The 19511-nt window shown below is 45.2% G+C and carries 17 protein-coding genes; 10 read left to right on the plus strand and 7 right to left on the minus strand.

Features of this window, described 5'->3' with window-relative positions:
* Positions 1–133: 133 nt before the first annotated feature.
* Entirely contained in the window at positions 134–1237 is a 1104-nt protein-coding gene (ychF, locus tag HMPREF3034_RS04785; RefSeq protein WP_036899257.1) for a redox-regulated ATPase YchF, read from the plus strand.
* A 72-nt stretch (positions 1238–1309) separates the two neighbouring features.
* A complete protein-coding gene (lgt, locus tag HMPREF3034_RS04790) occupies positions 1310–2134 on the plus strand; it encodes a prolipoprotein diacylglyceryl transferase (protein ID WP_036899259.1) in 825 nt (274 codons plus the stop codon).
* A 30-nt stretch (positions 2135–2164) separates the two neighbouring features.
* On the opposite strand, the gene mutS is transcribed toward lgt, so the two are convergent.
* Positions 2165–4822, minus strand: coding sequence for a DNA mismatch repair protein MutS (gene mutS / locus HMPREF3034_RS04795; RefSeq protein WP_036899261.1), 2658 nt, complete (start codon positions 4820–4822; stop codon positions 2165–2167).
* A gap of 244 nt (positions 4823–5066) precedes the next feature.
* Here mutS and HMPREF3034_RS04800 point away from each other — a divergent pair, with 244 nt between their 5' ends.
* Positions 5067–6353, plus strand: a complete 1287-nt coding sequence (locus tag HMPREF3034_RS04800; RefSeq protein WP_036899263.1) for a histidine-type phosphatase — start codon at positions 5067–5069, stop codon at positions 6351–6353.
* Here the strand turns inward: HMPREF3034_RS04800 and HMPREF3034_RS04805 are convergent.
* The 3 genes from HMPREF3034_RS04805 to HMPREF3034_RS04810 all read right to left on the minus strand — a co-directional run bounded on the left by HMPREF3034_RS04805 (position 6341) and on the right by HMPREF3034_RS04810 (position 7734).
* Positions 6341–7009 carry an HAD family hydrolase gene (locus HMPREF3034_RS04805; protein WP_036899265.1) on the minus strand — a complete coding sequence of 223 codons (669 nt, stop codon included), beginning with the start codon at positions 7007–7009 and terminating at the stop codon, positions 6341–6343. The genes HMPREF3034_RS04800 and HMPREF3034_RS04805 overlap by 13 nt on opposite strands.
* Before the next feature lie 90 nt (positions 7010–7099).
* The gene (locus HMPREF3034_RS12530; RefSeq protein WP_156431043.1) at positions 7100–7192 is read right to left on the minus strand and encodes a smalltalk protein; all 93 of its coding nucleotides are present in this window, start codon (positions 7190–7192) and stop codon (positions 7100–7102) included.
* Positions 7193–7272: 80 nt separating this feature from the next.
* On the minus strand, positions 7273–7734 hold the full coding sequence (locus HMPREF3034_RS04810; protein ID WP_036899269.1) for an HU family DNA-binding protein: 462 nt from the start codon (positions 7732–7734) through the stop codon (positions 7273–7275).
* 332 nt (positions 7735–8066) lie between these two features.
* On the opposite strand from HMPREF3034_RS04810, the gene metG reads away from it, so the two are divergent.
* The 4 genes from metG (at position 8067) to HMPREF3034_RS04830 (ending at position 13719) form a co-directional block, all read left to right on the plus strand.
* Positions 8067–10130: a methionine--tRNA ligase gene (gene metG / locus HMPREF3034_RS04815; RefSeq protein WP_036899271.1), complete on the plus strand. Its 2064-nt coding sequence runs from the start codon at positions 8067–8069 to the stop codon at positions 10128–10130.
* A 142-nt stretch (positions 10131–10272) separates the two neighbouring features.
* Positions 10273–10821 (plus strand): transposase, encoded by a 549-nt coding sequence (locus HMPREF3034_RS12535; protein WP_156431040.1) that lies wholly within the window; start codon positions 10273–10275, stop codon positions 10819–10821.
* Positions 10822–11105: 284 nt separating this feature from the next.
* On the plus strand, positions 11106–13172 hold the full coding sequence (locus HMPREF3034_RS04825) for a TonB-dependent receptor plug domain-containing protein (protein ID WP_062433661.1): 2067 nt from the start codon (positions 11106–11108) through the stop codon (positions 13170–13172).
* A 100-nt stretch (positions 13173–13272) separates the two neighbouring features.
* The gene (locus HMPREF3034_RS04830; protein WP_036896266.1) at positions 13273–13719 is read left to right on the plus strand and encodes a copper resistance protein NlpE N-terminal domain-containing protein; all 447 of its coding nucleotides are present in this window, start codon (positions 13273–13275) and stop codon (positions 13717–13719) included.
* Between the two features lie 79 nt (positions 13720–13798).
* Here the strand turns inward: HMPREF3034_RS04830 and HMPREF3034_RS04835 are convergent, their stop codons facing one another.
* Positions 13799–15259 carry a glycoside hydrolase family 18 protein gene (locus HMPREF3034_RS04835; RefSeq protein ID WP_062433664.1) on the minus strand — a complete coding sequence of 487 codons (1461 nt, stop codon included), beginning with the start codon at positions 15257–15259 and terminating at the stop codon, positions 13799–13801.
* A gap of 160 nt (positions 15260–15419) precedes the next feature.
* Between HMPREF3034_RS04835 and HMPREF3034_RS04840 the strand changes: the two genes are divergently transcribed.
* Positions 15420–15896, plus strand: a complete 477-nt coding sequence (locus tag HMPREF3034_RS04840; protein ID WP_062433666.1) for a regulatory protein RecX — start codon at positions 15420–15422, stop codon at positions 15894–15896.
* Positions 15880–16584 carry a ComF family protein gene (locus HMPREF3034_RS04845; protein ID WP_062433669.1) on the plus strand — a complete coding sequence of 235 codons (705 nt, stop codon included), beginning with the start codon at positions 15880–15882 and terminating at the stop codon, positions 16582–16584. Before HMPREF3034_RS04840 ends, HMPREF3034_RS04845 begins: the two co-directional genes overlap by 17 nt.
* Before the next feature lie 107 nt (positions 16585–16691).
* On the opposite strand, the gene HMPREF3034_RS13125 is transcribed toward HMPREF3034_RS04845, so the two are convergent.
* Both HMPREF3034_RS13125 and ribD read right to left on the minus strand, forming a co-directional pair.
* On the minus strand, positions 16692–16997 hold the full coding sequence (locus HMPREF3034_RS13125; protein WP_369796365.1) for a DUF4377 domain-containing protein: 306 nt from the start codon (positions 16995–16997) through the stop codon (positions 16692–16694).
* Positions 16998–17118: 121 nt separating this feature from the next.
* Positions 17119–18093 (minus strand): bifunctional diaminohydroxyphosphoribosylaminopyrimidine deaminase/5-amino-6-(5-phosphoribosylamino)uracil reductase RibD, encoded by a 975-nt coding sequence (ribD, locus tag HMPREF3034_RS04855; RefSeq protein ID WP_062433788.1) that lies wholly within the window; start codon positions 18091–18093, stop codon positions 17119–17121.
* Between the two features lie 474 nt (positions 18094–18567).
* Here ribD and prmC point away from each other — a divergent pair, with 474 nt between their 5' ends.
* The gene (prmC, locus tag HMPREF3034_RS04860) at positions 18568–19413 is read left to right on the plus strand and encodes a peptide chain release factor N(5)-glutamine methyltransferase (protein WP_062433674.1); all 846 of its coding nucleotides are present in this window, start codon (positions 18568–18570) and stop codon (positions 19411–19413) included.
* Positions 19414–19511 lie beyond the last annotated feature (98 nt).

Genomic DNA, 19511 nt, shown 5'->3' on the forward strand with positions numbered 1-19511 from the left:
TGCAACGAGCCCAAATAGGCTCTTTTGCAAACTCGCAATAAAGTAAGCTGCACACAACAAAACCAAAATAAATTTTGCTTTTGTCCTCATTTGCACTACCTTTGTAGTCAAAGTATATATTTGAAATAAAGACATGGCTTTAAAATGCGGTATTGTAGGACTTCCGAACGTCGGTAAGTCAACACTTTTCAACTGCCTGTCGAGTGCCAAGGCACAGGCAGCTAATTTCCCTTTTTGTACAATAGAACCCAACCTAGGCGTTATCACTGTACCCGATGAGCGACTCACCAAGTTGGCCGAAATAGTCCATCCCGGACGCATCGTACCCGCTACCTGCGAGATAGTAGACATTGCCGGGCTCGTCAAGGGAGCCAGCAAAGGCGAGGGATTGGGCAATAAATTTCTTGGAAACATTCGCGAGACCGACGCCATCATCCACGTATTGCGTTGTTTCGACAACGACAATGTGGTGCGCGAAGGCGGAGATCCCGTCAATCCTATCAACGATAAGGAAATCATTGATACCGAATTGCAGTTGAAAGACTTGGAAACCATTGATTCTCAACTGGCTAAACAACAGAAAGCTGCGGCCGCCGGAAACAAGGATGCCAAGCTGGCTGTGACCGTTCTAGAGGCTTACAAAGGTGCATTAGAAAAGGGATTAAACGCCCGTACGGTGGAGTTTGAAAGCAAAGACGAGCAAAGCTTTGCCCACGACTTGTTCCTACTCACAGCCAAACCTGTGCTCTATGTATGCAATGTAGACGAAGCGAGTGCCAAAACCGGTAACGAATACAGTAGACAAGTAGAAGAAATGGCCAAGAGCGAGGGTGCAGAAGCTTTGGTGATTGCTGCCAAGACCGAGGAAGATATTGCTTCGCTCGAAACATACGAAGACAAGCAGATGTTCTTGGAAGAACTCGGACTGGAAGAAAGTGGCGTGAACCGTCTCATCCAAAAGGCTTATTCGTTGCTGAATCTACAGACATTCATCACTGCCGGTGAAATGGAGGTGAAGGCTTGGACATACCATAAGGGTTGGAAAGCACCGCAATGTGCAGGTGTCATCCACACCGACTTCGAGAAAGGATTCATCCGTGCAGAGGTCATCAAATACGAAGATTACCTGAAATATGGCTCTGAAGCTGCTGTTCGCGAGGCTGGTAAGCTGGGTATCGAGGGTAAGGAATACGTCGTACAGGATGGCGATATCATGCACTTCCGCTTTAATGTATAGTGATAAAACAGGAGAGGGATAAGAAAAATAAATTCCCTAATCCATCCCTCACCACCTATAATTAATAAATAAATGGAACATTTATTATACATCATCTGGAACCCCGACCTCTACCTGATACATCTAGGTGGCTTCGGACTTCGCTGGTATTCCACGTTTTGGCTCATCGGATTGATAGGCGCATACTTCATGGTGAAGTGGCTGTATCAAGACCAAAAGGTGAAAGAAGAATTGTTCGACCCGCTCTTCCTATACTGTTTTGTCGGTATACTGGCCGGTGCCAGACTGGGACACTGCCTGTTTTATCAGCCTGATTACTTCCTGACAAGCTGGGACCACATCATTGAGATGCTCCTACCCATTCACCACATGCCGGATGGAGCGTGGAAAATGACCGGTTATGAAGGACTGGCTTCACATGGCGGAACGCTCGGACTGATGATTGCCCTGTGGCTCTACGTTCGCCGTACGAAGATGAATTTGTGGCAAGTGCTTGATAATATCGCTATTGCCACGCCTATCACAGCCTGCTGTATACGCTTGGGTAACCTGATGAACTCTGAAATTATCGGGAAAGTGACGGATGTTCCATGGGCTTTTATCTTCCAACAGGCAGACCAATATCCACGTCATCCGGGACAATTATACGAAGCCATAGCCTACTTCCTGTTCTTTTTTATCGGGTGGTATTTCTATCGCTATGCGAAGAAACCGGTGGGCAGAGGATTCTATTTCGGCTTATGTCTGACGTTGATATTCACATTCCGCTTCTTCATTGAATATACAAAGGATATTCAAGTAGACTTTGAAGCAGGCATGCCTTTCAATATGGGACAGTTATTGAGTATTCCCTTTGTTGCTTTGGGAATCTTCTGTATGTCCAGAAAGAAATCATGAAACAAAAAAAGAAGATTATAAACCCTCTTTCTATGGGTTTATAATCTTCTTAATATCATTCAATTTATTAAGTGCTTCCATCGGAGTGAGGTTGTCAATATCCAACCCTGAGATTTCATCGCGTATCTGAGAGAGTACCGGATCATCCAATTGGAAGAAATTTAACTGCATCCCTTCCCTACTCTCTTCTATCTTTCGAGCATCCGAACGACCCACCGTGCCAACGCCGGCATTATCATTTTCCAATTCTTTAAGGATGACATTGGCTCGCTTAACGATACTTTTCGGCATGCCGGCAATCTCTGCCACGTGGATACCGAAGGAATGTTCGCTGCCACCTTTCTCCAGTTTTCGGAGGAAAATCACCTTCCCATCTACCTCTTTCACACTGACATTGTAGTTCCGGATACGTGAGAAGCCCTTCTCCATCTCATTCAATTCATGGTAATGAGTGGCAAAAAGAGTACGCGCGTTGGCTCTCGCGTGCTCATGAAGATACTCTACGATGGCCCACGCAATGCTGATACCGTCGTATGTACTCGTACCTCTACCCAGCTCATCAAAGAGTACCAAACTCCTATCCGAGACATTATTGAGGATGTTGGCAGCCTCCGTCATCTCCACCATAAAGGTAGATTCGCCCAAAGAAATATTGTCACTGGCTCCCACACGAGTGAATATCTTGTCCACCAAACCCACTCTCACGCTCTCTGCAGGCACAAAGCTGCCTATCTGAGCCAACAGTACAATCAACGCCGTTTGACGCAACAGCGCCGATTTTCCGGCCATATTAGGACCGGTTATCATCATTATCTGTTGGTGAAAAGTATCAAGAAGCACGTCGTTGGGCACGTAATGCTCGCCCAAAGGCAATTGTGTTTCTATCACAGGATGGCGCCCTTGCTTGATATCCAACACATCACTGTCGTCAACAACGGGTCGTACATAAGTATGTTCTTCTGCTGTTTTGGCGAAACTCAATAGACAATCGAGTCTCGCAAGGAGGTTTGCGTTGATTTGTATTTGCGGTATGAAGTCTTGCATATACACGATGAGCTCATTAAACAACCTTGCTTCCAATGCCAGAATCTTCTCATCGGCACCTAAAATCTTCTCTTCATACTCCTTTAATTCTTGAGTTATGTAGCGTTCGGCTTGCGCAAGCGTTTGTTTTCTAACCCACTCTGCCGGAACTTGGTCTTTATATGTATTGCGAACTTCGAGATAATAACCGAACACGTTGTTATATCCGACTTTCAAACTGGATATACCGGTACGTTCGGTTTCCTCTTGTTGAATCTTCAAGAGATAGTCCTTGCCGTTTCGACTGATAGAACGTAACTCATCAAGTTCCTCACTATAACCATCGGCTATCACATTCCCTTTGTTCACAAGCAATGGAGGATCGGACTGAATTTCATGAGCTATACGGTCTTTCAAGTTTTCACAAAGATTCAATTGCTCCCCTACCCGCTTCAAGACTTCATTATCCGTCTGCAGACAAGCAAGCTTAATAGGGCGCACAGCATCCAATGCACGCTGTAATTGTACGACCTCTCGCGGTGAGACTCTGCCCACTGCCACCTTCGAAATAATACGTTCAAGGTCGCCAATACGATGCAATTGCTCGTTCACGCAATCTCTGAAATCCGGTTGTTTGAAGAAATATTCAACTATATCTTGACGATGCGTGATGGCCTGAACATTCTTCAAAGGAAATACAACCCATCTTCTGAGCATACGACCACCCATAGGTGTCACCGTTCGGTCAATGACATCTAGCAGCGAACTACCGCCATCTTGCATCGTACCAAGCAATTCCAAAGAGCGAATTGTGAACTTATCCAATCGCACATATTTCTCTTCTTCAATGCGAGCCAACGATGTTATATGCCCTATCTGGGTATGTTGCGTCTGCTCCAGATATTGCATGATGGCTCCACTGGCAATGACTCCATTGTGAAGATGTTCCACTCCGAATCCTTTAAGATTCTTCGTACCAAAATGTTTCAGAAGTTTTTGTCGAGCTGTCTGTTCGGTAAACACCCAATCATCAAGCTCGAATGTCACAAAGCGTGACCCAAAATAACGTTCAAAATCTTTCTTCTTCGTTCGATCATAAAGCACCTCTTTTGGCGAGAAATTACTTAATAATTTCTCTGCATAATCAAAAGTACCCTCGGCTGTCAGAAATTCTCCCGTTGAAATATCCAAGAATGCCACACCGCAAGAGGCTTTACCAAACTGTACGGCAGCCAAGAAATTATTCTCTTTATAGTTGAGCACGTTGTCGCTCATGGCTACACCGGGTGTCACAAGTTCCGTGATTCCGCGCTTCACCATCTTATCCATCTCGCTCAAGCCTTTCTTTCCTTTGATGGCTTCGCGCTTCTTTTTAGGGTCTTCCAGTTGGTCACAGATGGCCACTCGCTTTCCGGCACGAATCAATTTAGGCAGATAAGTATCTAGCGCATGGTGCGGAAATCCCGCCATATCGGTAGGATCCTGTGCTCCATTATTCCTTTTCGTCAACGTGATACCAAGGATACGCGCTGCTTCCACTGCATCCTCGCCATAGGTTTCATAGAAGTCGCCACAGCGAAAAAGCATCAACGCCTCCGGATGTTTAGCCTTCAACGAATAGAACTGCTTCATCATCGGTGTCAATGCTTTATTATCTTTTGCCATATCTATAGAATCCTTCCTTTATCATAAATTATTTGTGAATAGCTTTTACTATCTTTCCTTTGATTGTATTTGCCCATACTGTTTTTGCAAAGATACGGCAAATCATAGATAAAAACGAAGCTTCAATAATTTTTGTCTGTTAGTTAGGCATCTCTCTTCGAACGTTTTTATTGAAATATTTATTATCTTTGCAAGCATATACATGTTGATTCTATCACGACAGAAAACCTAAACTATTTATATAATGAAAAAAACAACCCTGATACTTTCGGCTTTATTGTGTGCAGCAATGGGCTTCGCTCAACAGTCACGTACCGACATTAAAACCAATCCTCTATTCTCTGCCAGCAGCTATTATGCCTATCCCGGCCCTCTACAGCAGAAACTTACCCCTGCTCCTACCGGGTATAAACCTTTCTACATCAGCCATTATGGTCGACACGGAAGCCGCTGGCTCATCAATAAGAACGATTATCTACAGCCGGTTGCCATTCTACAACGCGCTGATAGCCTAGGTAAACTCACCGCATTAGGGCGCGATATACTTCGCCGACTTATCATGATTCGCGATGCAAGTAAGAATCGTTACGGCGAACTCACGCAACGAGGAGGCGAACAACACCGCCAAATTGCCAAACGCATGATACAGAATTTCCCGGAAGTCTTTGCCGGTCGAACCAATATCGATGCCCGTAGTACCACTGTCATCCGGTGTATTTTCTCCATGGAGAATGCCCTACAACAATTGCTTCTCATCAATCCCGAATTACAAATCAAACAGGATGCCAGCAACCACGACATGTATTACATGAACTATGACGACCCTGTACTGAACAAAAAGAAAATGCCGGCCAAAGCCGACGAGGCCTACAAAGCATTTGGAAAGAAATTTCTTCACTACGATCGTGTAATGAATAACCTCTTCAACGACTCCAGCTATTGGAAGCATCAAGTAAAATACGAGCAGTTATACAGGCGTTTATTCAGTAATGCAGCTAATTTGCAAAGCACAGAATTGCGCCATACGATTTCTTTATACGATCTCTTCAGCGACCAAGAGATTTACAATAATTGGCGCACAGAGAATGCTTGGTGGTATATTACTTATGGTGGTAGCCCATTAAATGGTGGTACACAGCCTTTCACACAACGCAATTTGCTTCGTAATATCATTGCCCAAGCCGACTCTTGCATACAGTTAGAGCATCCCGGAGCTACCCTTCGCTATGGTCACGACACCGTTATCATGCCACTCACCTGCCTCCTCGACCTAGACGGACTGGGCATGCAGGTAGAGAATCTCGAAGAGTTGGAGACACGCGGATGGTACAATTATCGTATATTCCCGATGGCTGCCAACATTCAATTCGTATTCTACCGTAAGAATGCAAACGACAAAGACGTCATCTTCAAGGTTTTACGCAACGAAAATGAAGCTACGCTGCCCATCAAGACAGACATAGCTCCATATTATCATTGGAAGGATTTCAAAGATTACTTCCTCAAAAAACTCGATAGTTATAAAGAATAAGAGTCGTAAGATTCTACTACTTTCAATAGATCCGCGAAGTCATCGATGATGTGTTCAGCTTCAACACTCACCATGTCTTCGCGGCTTCCGTTTCCATAAGTCACCCCACACGTATGCACACCGGCAGCCTTTCCCATCATCATGTCAAAGGTTGCGTCGCCTACCATCAAGGCCTCATCGGGCTGTAAGTTAAACATTGCCAGTGTTTTCTCAACCATTTCGGGATCTGGCTTACAATGTTCTACATCCTGAGCACTCACTACCGCCGACATATAATCGTCTAGCTCGAACTCATGGATAAAATTGAGTAACGAGCCACGATACCGACTACTGGCTATCGTCAGTTTCAAACCGCGCCGATGTAATTCCCTGATAGTATCTATCACATGCGGAAATGGTGGAACGGCATGCGGAACATTGCGCCGCGTAAATATCTCAGCATAGACCTCTGCACACTTGTCTCCCATTTCATCCGACATAGGAATCAATCTGGTAAACGTTTCTTTCAGTGGCAACCCAATCATGGCTGCACACTCTTCTCGCGTACGTTTATCCAATCCCAATACATCAATGGTATCAAGCATGGTGTCTGTTATCAACTTCTGAGTATCACCCAGTGTTCCATCAAAATCCAGTAATACGACTTTTATTGCCATCCGCTCATTTTTTACAGAGCAAAGGTAAGCATAAAAGCATTGTAAAACGAACGGCCGTTCATCTTTTATTCTTATTCCAATCTATCTTGATCACATTTGGCTACTCACGCCAAGCGCTCCTAACAAAGCCGTAGCTACAGCCACAATTACTTTCAACACCATCTTCCATTTATTTCCATTCATCACTTTACCTCCATTTTAAATTTTTAATGATAAAGAGTGGAGTAGGGAGACGTGTCCCCCTTACTCCAAATTCCACATTCTTATTGTCCGACTTCCTTCTTATCGGGAGCTGCGGCATCGGTCTTCTTCACATCATAGTTGGTCAATTCAGCCAACTTAGCCCCATTCACGAGCACCTTGCTGCGCTTGTGAGACCCTGCATCTATCTTGGTCTCAGGCATAAACAGTACATGAACTCGTTTCACATGCTTTGCGATCGTGTACTCTTTTGCAGTAGGCGCTGCCAACGAACTGATTCCCAACTTGAAACTTCCAAGTCCGTCGATACGTACACGCTTTGAATTTTGCAATTCGTCTTGCATCACTTCTACCAACTCGGTAAGCACTGCCTTGATGTCGCTCTTCTTCACAGTACAGTTTCGCTGCATGATTTCTGCGAGTTCATCAGTTCCTACCACACCGTTGTGTACGGCTCTTGCATACCATTTACCAAGAAATCTACCTTCACGCTTGCACTGATAAAGTTTGTAATTCACTGCCATAATTGTTACCCTTTCTTTAAGTTTTAAATTGTTGTTAATAATTAGATTAGTTATGTTCTTCATTCTCTCCCGTCACCCTGACCTTATAGTCGACATCAAAGTCAGCCGTGTCGTTGATTGAATGGTTATCCTGAACACGATGCAAAGATACAATATCGCTCACCCATTGTCAAGCACTAATGCGATACACAATGCGATACATTCATCACAAAGAGCCCAAACTTCTATCCGAAATAGCTAAAACCAGCTTTTGAACACCTATTTATAATGACATTATCCCATTTTTTTCGTACTTTTGCATGCAAAGAATCAATAAAGAGAAACAGAACGTTATGGAACAGAAGAAATATCTACGCACCACTGTCACTTCCGCTTTGCCCTATGCAAACGGTGGTGTACACATTGGCCACTTGGCCGGCGTATATGTACCGGCCGATATCTACGTGCGCTATTTACGCCTTAAAAAAGAAGATGTACTCTTCATCGGAGGTAGCGATGAGCACGGTGTGCCTATCACTATCCGTGCCCGTAAAGAGGGTATCACACCTCAAGACGTAGTCGATCGTTATCATAACATGATTAAGAAGAGTTTTGAAGATTTCGGCATCAGCTTCGATATATACAGTCGTACCACCTCTGATACACACAGTAAATTGGCTTCCGACTTCTTTAAGAAGCTATACGAAGACGGTAAACTCGTTGAGCACGAAACCGAACAGCTATACGACGAAGAGGCTCATCAGTTCTTGGCCGACCGTTATGTGATAGGGGAGTGTCCTCATTGCCACAACGACCATGCTTATGGCGACCAATGTGAGAAATGCGGTAGCGATCTCTCACCTATGGAACTCATCAATCCTCATAGCACTATCAGTGGTTCCGCACCTGTCATCAAGAAGACCAAGAACTGGTATCTGCCCTTGAACGAATATCAAGAGTGGCTCAAACAATGGATTCTTGAGAGTCACCAAGAGTGGCGTCCCAATGTCTATGGACAGTGTAAGAGCTGGCTCGACATGGATTTACAGCCTCGTGCCATGACGCGCGACCTCGATTGGGGTATTCCCGTACCCGTAGCCGATGCCGAGGGGAAAGTGCTCTACGTATGGTTCGATGCTCCTATCGGCTACATCTCCAACACCAAAGAGTTGTGCGATGCTCAACCTGAGCGCTGGGGCTCATGGGAGAAATGGTGGAAAGACGACGATACGCGCTTGGTACACTTCATTGGTAAAGACAACATCGTATTCCACTGCATCATCTTCCCAACTATGCTCAAGGCACACGGAGACTATATTCTACCCGATAATGTGCCTGCCAACGAATTCTTGAATTTGGAGAATGACAAGATTTCTACCTCTCGTAACTGGGCTGTATGGTTACATGAATACCTCGTTGATATGCCCGGAAAGCAAGATGTATTACGCTATGTGCTCACAGCCAATGCTCCTGAGACCAAGGACAACAACTTTACGTGGAAGGACTTCCAAGAGCGCAACAACTCCGAATTGGTAGCAATCTATGGTAATTTCGTTAATCGTGCCCTCCAACTCACCAAGAAATACTTCGAAGGAGTCGTACCCACATGCGGCGAATTGCTCGACATAGACAAGCATACCCTCGACGAGTTCAAAGATGTTAAGCAAAAAGTCGAGAGTCTTCTCAATGTATTTAAGTTCCGCGATGCACAGAAAGAGGCTATGAATCTGGCTCGTATCGGTAACAAGTATATCACCGATTGCGAACCTTGGAAAGTTTGGAAGACCGATCCGGAACGTGTCAAAACCATTCTCTACATCTCTTTGCAACTCGTAGCCAATCTAGCTATTGCTTTCGAACCATTCCTACCATTCTCTTCAGAGAAGTTGCGTAAGATGATTAATATGGACAACTTCGATTGGGCACAGTTGGGCGACACCGACTTACTCAAAGCCGGACACCAATTGGCTGAACCCGAACTGCTCTTCGAAAAGATTGAAGACGAGATTATCGAAGCCCAACTGAAGAAGTTGGAAGATACCAAAAAGGCCAATGAAGCAGCTGCTTACAAAGCCAAAGACATCAAATCAACTATCGCATACGAAGATTTCGAGAAACTTGATATTCGTGTAGGACACATCGTCAATTGCGAAAGGGTGAAGAAAGCCAATAAGTTATTGAAGTTCACCATCGACGATGGCAGTGGTCAACCGCGTACCATCGTGAGCGGCATTGCCAAATTCTATGAGCCCGAACAGCTCATTGGCAAAGATATCTGTTTCATTGCTAACCTTGCACCTCGCAAGTTGATGGGTATCGAGAGTCAGGGAATGATTCTTTCTGCCGAGAATTTCGATGGTAATCTAGCGGTTACCCGTGTCGACCGAGAGGTCAAACCGGGCAGTCAAGTACTGTAATTTCTCCTTTTAGTGTCTGTTGCGAATGAGATATAGAGTCCCTTATCAACTTTAAGAATTATCACAATGGATTCTCGGTAAAGGGTTTCTACTCCCGATTTGCAACAGACATTAAATATAACAACCAATATCTAATAATCCCATGAACATGCCTTGTCGACATACGATTCGCACCCAATGGCATGATTATAATGCAGGTAGCTATTTTATTACTATCTGCACAAAAAAGCAACAACATTATTTTGGACATATCACTTGCGAAAATTCCAATCCTAAAATAATTCTATCAACCATTGGAAGTTATGCAGAGAGATACCTACAATCTATCCAACATCACTTCCCTGATATTCAGATACCCCTTTACAGCATAATGCCTAACCACATCCATGCGCTGGTTTTTATCTCCGGAAACTTTTCCTTAAAAGAAAAAAGAAATCAGGCAAAATCCCCTCCTTATAATATTCAGATGCATTATGCAAATGCAACTGCTCAAAAAGGAAGATTATCTACTGTCATAGGAAGTTACAAAGCAGCCATCACAAAATATGCATATCAAAACAATATCACCTTTGCTTGGCAAACTAGACTATTTGAACACATCATCAAACATCAAGAAGAGTATAACGCCATAGCAGAGTATATACAGAATTATGTAGCACGATGGTATCTTGATAAGTATTATAAACAGTAGGGACGCGACATGTCGCGTCCGCAAGTTGAATACACTTATAAAAGCATTATCTTATCATTTTAATGAATAAATATTCCCATTTCCTGCAACGGACGCGACGTGTCGCGTCCCTACAGTCTTCTGCAAGATGGCAAGATTGCTATTATTAGGTATACGCTCATTTATCTTCGTACCCCCTTTGCTATTCGTTCGTTCGACTATTTAATGAATCGAAATACTTTGAAGAATCACTATTTTATCGTACCTTTGCAACTGTTTTTATACAAATCAGTATTTAATAATTCATGTACAAACAATTTTTCAACAAGCGCTGTAGCCTCAAGTTCAAGCATTTCTCGAACAAGGGCTATGCTCTCTTCTCCGTGTTGGGACGCGAAGTGCTCGTTGGCACGTTGAGCATCGCAACACTCTCTCACGCGAAAGCAGAGGGAGTAAGCACCGTTCAGACTGCCAATGTAGACTCTGCTCTCTATGACAACGGACGTGAAGTGAGCCTCGACGAAGTCAGTGTGACGGCATCGAGAGCACCGCTGACACAAAGTCAGCAAGCGAGAATGGTCACTGTACTGAGCAAAGCCGACATTGCGGCCGCTCCAGTACAAAGTATTAATGATTTGCTGAAATATGCTGTAGGCGTCGATGTACGACAACGAGGTCCTTTAGGCACTCAAACCGACGTCAGCATCAGAGGTAGTAACAGTGAGCAAATCACAATTCTACTCAACGGTATTAACATCTGCGACCCGCAGACAGCACACAACGCCTTCGATTTCCCGGTTGATATTTCTGAAATCGAACGCATAGAAGTGCTGGAAGGCCCCGCCGGACGCATCTACGGAACGTCTTCCTTGCTCGGCGCCATCAACATCGTTACACGTATTCCTAAACAGTCTGGAGCCTCAGCCCATGTAGAAGCCGGCAGCTACGGTTATCTAAATGTCGGTGCACGCACCTACTACTCGCGCGAACATTGGGCACATTCCGTCTCCGGAAGTTATGCCCGTAGCGATGGGTACAGTCGTAACAAGGCCGGTAGTCTCAATGCCGATTACCGTGGTGGCAAAGCTTTCTATCAAGGACGTTACGACGATAACAGCGTCACCGTGAATTGGCACGCCGGCTTATCTACCAAGAATGTAGGAAGCAATACATTCTATAGCCCCAAATCCGACAATCAATTTGAACACACTTTCAAGACTTATACGGCTGTACAAGCCCTCACCAAGCAGGGACGCCTACATTTCCGACCATCCATTTATTGGAATCGCAATATGGATAGGTTTGAGTTCTTCCGTGGAAAGCTTGATAAGGTTCCATTCAACTACCATCGTACCGATATCTACGGTGTCAACCTCAACAGTTATTTCGACTGGTCTTTGGGACGTACAGCCTTCGGTGCCGAGCTGCGCAACGAAGACTTGGTGAGTGGAAATCTCGGAGAACCGCTCAACACTCCACGACATATCCATGGTACCGACCGCGATTATACATTGGGATTGAACCGCACCAACATCAGCCTCAACCTTGAGCACAACCTCATCCTACAGCGTTTTACGCTCTCTGCCGGTCTAGTTGCTGTCAAAAACAGTTGGGCAGAGATGAACATGCGCGTCTATCCGGGTATCGATGCCGGTTACCGTATTGGCAACAACTGGAAAGTATATGCTTCTTACAACACCTCGCTTCGCATGCCATCGGTCACCGAACTCTACCTAAAGAAAGATGGTTACTTTGCCGATAAGCACTTGAAGCCCGAAGAGTTATCGGCTCTTGAAGCCGGTGTGAAATTCCGTTCAAATGCCATTAGTGCCAGTGCTAGTATCTATCACAACCACTATAAAAACCTCATCGACTGGATTCGCGATACCCGTCAAGCTGATAATGTGTGGAAATCGGTCAATTTCGGCCGTATCAATGCGTTGGGCATAGAGACCAACGTAGACATGTCGCTCGCTCATTTACTGCCTTCACAGCGTATTTTAGAGCGTCTTTCAGTGGCTTATAGCTATATTAATCAAGACCGACATGAGGCCGATGGTATCCAGAGTCAATATGCTTTGGAATATCTACGCCATAAATTGGTTGCCAATCTGCGTACCCATCTTTGGCGGAATCTGCATCTTGCATTGAATTATCGACTACAAAAACGTACAGGTTCCTATACCAATAGCGATGGAGCAGTATGTCGATATGCCACCTTTGGATTGCTCGACGCACGTTTATCATGGGATGCCAAACACTACCAAGCCTACATTGTGGGCAACAATCTGCTCAACAAGAAGTACGTAGACTATGGTATTGTGCCACAACCCGGAACATGGTTAGTAGCCGGTTTCAGCATCAAAATGTGATTATAAAATCTATTTTTAACCAATAATAACACGAGTTCGCATAGGATGATATTCATATATCCTTACCTTTGCAACCGATTAATTTAATTAAGCAGCAATAATGAAAAAAACATTTATTATGTTGTTGGCTGCCGGTGCTTTGATCGCATCTTGCCAACCCAAGTCTAAAACTGGAGCAAATTCAGAAAGTACGGACTCTGTAGCAGCAGTTGCCGACACTACCGTATTCGAAGGTACTGTTCCCGCTGCCGATGGTCCCGGTACTCGTTACACTGTAAAACTAGCTAACGATTCTACATTGGGATTCGCAGTTGTTGAGACTTATCTCGAAGCAGAGAATGGTCAAGACCAGACCAACAACTACACTGGTAAGGCAGAAAACATTGAGAAGACCGTTGATGGCAAGCAAGTAAAGGGCTTGAAGCTTCATCTAGGCGATGCCAACGACCTCTACTTCACACAACCTAACGACTCTACACTCCGTATGGTTTCTGATGAGTTGCAGGAAAGTGCCACAGGTCTCAACTACGACTTGAAGAAGAAGTAAGCCAACTCAATATTCATAACATGCAAATAGGCCTGTCCAAATGGACAGGCCTATTTTTATATACGAATCGTCCAGATTCTTATTTCATCAAAAGAGGTATCACTTCCTCTGCCTTGGCATCGTTCCCTACACAGAAGAGATTGCGTCCCATCTTCGTGGTATTGCTCCAATACTTCTCATTCAATGGACATACACGCAGGTCTTGACTGAATGCGTTGTACCAATCCCAACCTTTCACCGTAGCATCTGTGACTGCAAAGAAAGCTCCGTGCGACGCATCCACATAGGTTTCAAACTCTTTACGAGCTTGGTTACCCCACTTCGAGAGGTTGGCATCCAACTGATATATCAAGTGGAAACGATCAAAGTATTCCGGCGTATAAGCAGCATCGTCGGCTAATTCCGTCACGTCAAAATGGCATTTCTCTCCAAGTTGCTTCAGTTGTTCTATTATTTGGCGAACCACAGCTACTGATTTTCCACCGGTCAACACAAGTACATGCTTCAATGGAATCGTACCCTTATTGTTTTTCAACAACGATTCGTAAATAGTTACCTGCCCATCTCGCTGAGCATTGTCTTCCGTCGTCTCCCAATACATACCGCCTAACAAGCCTCTATCAATGATATATTGGCACTTGGCAGCCCACGACTGGGGATTATCAAAGCCCCATACCAACTTACCAGTCTTATCGGCTAGGTAAGGTACTTCGCCGATACTGTCCCAACGTTCTACATAACGCCCATCGGTAAAACCGGTCTTCATAAACTTATCCAGTATCTTATTACTATGGTCGCCACGACCATAGAGAGGCATACCCAAGGTCAACTTCTCCGGTGGTACACCATTCTTGATATGTGCATCGATACCTTCCTCTAGACTGATATGGCCCGATAGAGGAGAGCGATGGATGGTGGTATGGTGCATCGGCGGGTTAGACTGGTCGTAACCCATAATATTAACGAAATTCAAATACTTCACACATGCACGGAAATCAATATACAGTCCGTCTTGGATAGTAGCAATAGTCAATAGCTTCTTGCTTCCTAGAGCTTTACGAAGGTCGCGCATCAGCAGCGTGAAATTCTTGGTGTCATCGGGCGAAGAAGAGATGCCCGACTCGCTACTGGTAGGATATTCCCAGTCAATGTCGATACCATCGAGTCCATACTTGTCTACGATACGCCGGCAATCGCGGGCAAAAGCCGTACGATTAGCCTGTGTAGCTGCCATCTCAGAGAAGTTTCCACTCGTCCATCCACCTATTGATAGGTTGATTTTCAAGTTTGGATTCTGCTTCTTCAGAGCCACCACCTTCTCTAAAAATGGCGGGTTCTGAATATCAACACCGTTAAAGGCCTTATTCACATGGCCGAAAGCATAGTTGATATGGGTCATAAGCGTGGGGTCAGGAAGCCGAAGATCGGTCCACGAACAAACGTAGGCTACAACCACACGGTCTTTGGGTTTGGCCGTAACCGCGAGCATGGTGAATGCCGCTATGGCAAGCATCACCAGTCGACTGATATAAATTTTCATTGTCTCTTGGTTTTATATAGATGAATTCTCTTTTGCAAATTTACGAAAAAAAAGAAGAGAGTACAAAGCTGAAATCGCCTAAAAAGCGTATTTTTGTATGGCTGTCCGACTCTGAAACAGAAGCCTCGAAGGCGTCTTAACAACTAGAAAAACAAGGAACATGAAAGAAATGACCGAACAACAGGCTCTCTTTAAACTCTCTGCCCTCTGCTCGCAAGCCGAACATTGCAGCGGTGAGATGCTCGACAAGATGTGTAGATGGGGTATTGATGAGGCCGCACAAACACGCATCATGGCACATCTCATAGAAGAAAAATACGTAGACGATGCCCGATATACACGTGCTTTTGCCCGTGACAAGATACGTTACAATGGTTGGGGACGTCGCAAAGTAGAGCAAGCCCTCTATGCCAAACATGTGGAACGAGCCGTCTATATGCCCGTACTCGATGAGATTGACGACCAAGAGTATCTGAATGTGCTGCGCCCTTTGTTGCGAAACAAGCAGAAATCCATCAAGGCGGCCAGCGACTACGAACGCAATATGAAACTCATCAAGTTTGCCATGGGGCGCGGTTTCGACTATTCACTCATACGCCAATGTCTGGAGGGCGATTTCGATGAGCCGATGGAGTGATTGGGGCAAAGCGCTCCTAGATGTCATAGCACCACGTTGTTGTGCGGTGTGTGGTCGTCGGTTGAGTGTCAACGAACAGGTGATGTGCGGTCGATGTAACCTCCATTTGCCCCGAACCGGTTTTGAATTGCAGCCTTACGATAACGAAATGGCCAAGATGTTTTGGGGACTGATACCTGTCGAACGCTGCGTTGCCTTCTTTTACTACACCAGCCATGCGCCCGAAAGTCGGCTTATCTACGACCTGAAATATCACCACCATCCCGAAATAGGCTATCAACTGGGGCACATGTTGGCTCGCGACTGCATGCAAGCAGGCTTCTTCGAGGGTATCGACATGATTATTCCCATCCCTCTTTATAAGAAACGAGAACGCCAACGAGGGTATAATCAAAGTGTGGAGATAGCGCGCGGAGTGGCAGAAGCGACGGGATTACCTTTAAAGAAAGACGTTGTGGAGCGCATTACCTTCGGGGGTAGCCAAACTCTACGCGACCGTTGGCAACGCACAGAGAACGTAGAAGACGCCTTTCGACTGAAAGACACTGGTATCACAGGCCACCATATTCTTCTTATAGACGACATTGTAACCACCGGTGCCACTATCTGTTCGTGCGCACAAGAGCTATTACGAGCCGGCAACGTGAAGTTTAGCGTACTTTGTCTAGGCTTGGCGAATAGGGAATAAAAGGAACACTTATCTAGGCTTCTCCCAAAAGTATGGTATTTTATTATAATAAGAGAAAGTCTTTCTATTCTAGGAAGTATAAGGAAAGACTTTCTTCTTGATCTTATTTATTTCTTATACCATTTGTCATATAAAGTATTACAATCTAATAACTTTGGCCAACTAAAATCGTATTTCCTGTATGTACCCATGTTTTCTGATTCCTTCTTTTCTTTAGACAAGACCCTTTTCACAGCAAACGTACCATCCTTGCTTTGTGAAACGTCCAACCTATATTCATAACCCGGTTCATACTCAAAGTTCTCGATATATTGAGTAGTAGTCCAACTCTGTTGCCCCTCATATTTGACTATATATTCGCAAAAAAACAAATTAGATTCTCCTTCACAATAAAAAGTACATTGTGAAGCCACTACTAAAACCTCTTCGCTTGAGCATCCTGCTAATAGCAGGGTAGCCAATAGAAATAAAATACTCGTTTCATATCAATTATAAGTGTATATTTGTCAACTTGTCTTCCGTTTACTCAGCTTCTCATCCACGCTTCCGATACCAAACTATCTCGTTTCCATCATACAATTCACTTTTATACAGAGTTACGTCAGTGGGTAATACAGGGGCAGACGTACCGTCATCGACTACCTGTACACTCGTTTCTACGCGTATTTCATCCCACAATCCGGCTTCTATGAAACTCTTATGGGTCTTGGCTCCCCCCTCGACGATGAGCGATTGCACCTTATCTTCATACAACCGATGGAGCAATTCCGGAATTGGTGTCTTGTGGCTGAGTACCAACCGGCGCGGATTCCCTCCACTCCAGTCGCGCACAGTCAATGCTGGATGCTCACGCTCGTCGGTCATTCGCCCTACAAGAATGGCATCGTTTTCAGCTCGTAGTTGATGGGAGAGCATACGCGTAAATTCGTTTGAAATAGCCAGTGCATGTCCGTGGTTGTCTAGAAAACCATTGGCTGTCTGCGCCCACTTCAAGATGATATACGGGCGCTGCTCGGTATTGAACGTGCTAAAGCGACGATTGAGCCACAGACATTCCTCTTCGAGCACACCGACTGTCACCTCTATACCTGCTTCACGGATACGTTGGATACCACGTCCCTGCACTTTGGCAAATGAATCGACACATCCGCACACCACACGACGCACCCCCTTGCTCACAATCAGGTCGGCACAAGGAGGCGTCTTGCCGTAGTGTGCACAAGGTTCAAGGCTCACGTAGACCGTTGCTTGGCGTAATAAAGCCTCGTCTACTTTACGAATAGAGGCGAAAGCATTCACCTCGGCATGCCCCTCCCCGCATCGTACATGGTAGCCCTCGCCAATAATGCGTCCGTCGGCTACGATGACAGCTCCCACCATCGGATTAGGTTTGGCATTCTGTCGCCCATTCTTAGCCAGTTGGATACACCGACGCATGTAGCGTTCATCGATTTGTTGTTGCATTAAAGTAATGGTATCATCGTGATAGTTCCATTTATTTTCTTCCATATTTCCTCGTCGTTTGACGGCCACAGCGATGCTATGCCTTCCTGTCTATACAACAAAGATAGTATTTTTCCACATCATCCATTCACTCTTCCCAATGATTTTACCTAACTTTGCGAATAATATATGCCTAATCAGGTAACATCATGGGCAGTCTTTCAGACTGGAATCTCTTGCCAATCTCCTTTCCGTAGGCCTAAAGGCTCACGGCTATGAAAAGGCAGTCCTTCGGACTGATGAGCCCTAAATGCCTACATAGGACAAAAGATAACATACCAATAAGCGCCAAACAGAAGGATGGACAACCCTGAATGTGGCTACATTGTCCGAAGAGTAACCCATCAATAGCCGGGGGTTGGAGCGAAGCGGAAACCTCCGGAAACAAAGACGAAACAATAAAAGAGTCTGATAAGACTCCCCAATATTAATAACAATCAATTCTCCTGACTGAATCTTATTAAATACAACTCCATATCTATGTCCACATTTCGATCTCTTTGGCAACGCCTGACACCTCTATACGATGACCACGAAGCCGCATCCATCGTACGGTTGATGCTGGAAACTCGTTTTACAATGACCTATACTGACATTGCTTGTGGCGCTATCGGCAATCTAAACGATGACGACACACGAGAATTAGAGGCATTGATGCGGCGACTAGAGACCGGAGAACCAGTGCAATATGCCCTTGGTGAGGCGCAATTCATGGGACGGACGTTTCGAGTTGAGCCGGGCGTACTCATCCCACGTCCCGAAACGGAAGAGCTATGTAGATGGATTATCGCAGAGAACAAACATACGTGCGACATCCTCGACATAGGCTGTGGCTCCGGATGTATTAGCGTGACACTGGCAGCTGAACTCCCCATGGCGCACATATCGGCATGGGATATATCAGATACGGCCTTGCGAGTGACCACGGAGAATGCATACAGACTCGGCACACAAGTGAATACTACCAAACAAAATGCCCTGCAACCACCGACCGATGAGCACCGTTGGGACGTCATCGTGTCAAATCCACCCTATATCTGCTTTCGAGAAAAGGCCGACATGGAGCCGAATGTGCTTGAACACGAGCCCTCATTAGCTCTCTTTGTGCCAGACGACGACCCACTATTGTTTTATCGGGCCATTGCCCAATATGCCCATCGAGCCCTGAAATCGGGTGGAAAACTCTACTTTGAAATCAACCCTCTCTATGCCCAAGAGACCGCTCAAATGCTACAGACGATAGGGTTTGAAGAGATAGAGACACGACATGACGAATTCGGGAAGCAAAGAATGATTCGCTGCCAAGCCACAGCAGCATCGTTGTAAAGCCTTAACAGCAATGCTGAATGGGCGATGCAGTAATGCTGCCACAGCCCTGCAGTCTGGAAATGGCTAAGTAGACGAGTTGACAAGTAGAATATATT

The sequence above is a fragment of the Prevotella sp. DNF00663 genome (genome assembly GCF_001553265.1).
Taxonomy (GTDB): Bacteria; Bacteroidota; Bacteroidia; order Bacteroidales; family Bacteroidaceae; genus Prevotella.